Below are 884 nucleotides of genomic sequence, written 5' to 3'. Positions count from 1 at the left end.
GAAATCGGTGCCGGACAGCACAACTGGTCGTACACGCCGATCCGGACCGACACCGCGGAATACACCATGGACACCCCGTTGCGGGTGCTGGCCGACGACGTGACCACCTGGCGGGCACTGACCGACGTTTTCGCAGAACATCTGCCCGGAATCCCGATCGACGGCAAGGCGCCCGAGGCCGCCGCGGTCTCACTGAACACCATCCTCGAATACATCCCGGGCGGTGCGCCGGCGTTGCAGGCCGATTTGCAGGCCGCGCTGCACACCGCCGGAAAGGCGAACTGATGTCCGCATCCCACGACAACCCCGACGCCGTCACCGATCTGTCGCTGGAACAGCAGGCGTTGCTGCTGACCGGCCGTGATATGTGGTCCACCGCCGAGATTCCCGAAGCAGGCATCGCCTCCTTCGTGCTGTCGGACGGCCCGCACGGACTGCGGTGGCAAGACGGTGCGCACACCGACAATCTCGGCATCTTCGCCAGCAGGCCGGCCACCTGCTTCCCGGCCGAGGTCGCCGTCGGGTCGAGCTGGGACCCCGAGGTCGCCGAGCGGATCGCCGCGGCCATCGCGCGCGAATGCCGCGCCGCCGGAGTGCGGGTGAGCCTGGGCCCCGGGGTGAACATCAAACGTTCCCCGCTGTGTGGCCGCAACTTCGAGTACTACTCCGAGGATCCGTTGGTGGCAGGCGTGCTCGGTGCGGCGCATGTGCGTGCACTGCAGCAGCAGGGTGTCGCCGCCTCGGTGAAGCATTTCGCGGCCAACAACCAGGAAACCGACCGTATGCGGATCAGCGCGGAGGTCGACGAGCGCACACTGCGCGAGATCTACCTGCCCGCCTTCGAACGGATCGTCACACAGGAGCGCCCGGCCACGGTCATGTGC

1 protein-coding gene and 1 pseudogene are annotated in these 884 nt (G+C 67.3%); both read left to right on the top strand.

Annotated elements, in window-relative coordinates; all coding sequences use genetic code 11:
* Positions 1–285 (top strand): annotated as a pseudogene (locus ON23_RS28000) (alpha-L-rhamnosidase); the annotation flags it as partial.
* On the top strand, positions 285–884 hold a 600-nt coding region (locus ON23_RS27995; protein ID WP_039781897.1), incomplete at its 3' end, for a glycoside hydrolase family 3 N-terminal domain-containing protein. The pseudogene ON23_RS28000 and the gene ON23_RS27995, both read left to right, overlap by 1 nt.

It is taken from the genome of Nocardia cerradoensis NBRC 101014, from assembly GCF_000308535.1.
Lineage (GTDB): Bacteria > Actinomycetota > Actinomycetes > Mycobacteriales > Mycobacteriaceae > Nocardia > Nocardia cerradoensis.
The sequence above is the reverse complement of the archived record's forward strand: the minus strand, read 5'-3'. Positions and strand labels throughout refer to the sequence as shown.